Here is a 722-nt window from a genome sequence, read left to right as displayed (position 1 = left end):
CAACTGGCGCCCGGAGCATCTTTTCAACCTTCGTCAGGCTTTGAAGATGTACGACCAATTTTGCCAAATAGTGACCGATTACGACGCTGAGATATCCGCCTATATCAAGACGCTGCAGCCTAGTGTTGACGATGATCAATCCGCGCCACCTCCAGCCTCAAAATCCAAATCCAGGAACATTGCCAAAAAAGGTCAAGAGCCTATGCGTCAAGCCTTGTATCAGCTCACTGGTTTTGATCTGACAACCATCGACGGCATTGGAGTGGATACCGCGGCTGTGGTCATCAGCGAGCTGGGTCTTGATTTTAGCGCGTTTCCAGATGAAGGTCACTTTGTTTCCTATTTAAGACTCGCACCCAATTTGTCTATCAGCGCCGGCAAAAAAGTCCCCAGCAAAATAAAAGGCACCACCACCTCGCGGGTGGCTACCGCCCTTCGCATGGCGGCATTAGCACTTCGCAACTCCAAAACAGCACTCGGTGCATTTTACCGGCGCATTTCCAGACGCAAAGGTGCTTCCGTGGCAGTTTTTGCCACCGCTCGCAAGCTTGCTCAGATTATTTACCGCTTGGTCTGCTATGGACAAACCTACATCGATATCGGTGCGAAGGCATATGAGACCCAATTCAATAACCGTCGATTAAAATATTATACAAAGGCTCTTAAGGATATGGGTTATAAAGTCAAACCCTTAGCAACCGAACAACTTGTTACTGCTTAAT

At 48.3% G+C, this 722-nt stretch carries 1 protein-coding gene; it reads left to right on the top strand.

The features are described 5' to 3' along the window. Window positions 1-721, top strand: a 721-nt coding sequence (locus tag GY683_RS00910) for a transposase (RefSeq protein ID WP_297286960.1), incomplete at its 5' end; no start/stop codon positions are given. Window position 722 lies beyond the last annotated feature (1 nt).

The sequence above is a fragment of the Moraxella sp. genome (assembly GCF_024227015.1).
GTDB lineage: Bacteria > Pseudomonadota > Gammaproteobacteria > Pseudomonadales > Moraxellaceae > Moraxella.
The sequence above is the reverse complement of the archived record's forward strand: the minus strand, read 5'-3'. Positions and strand labels throughout refer to the sequence as shown.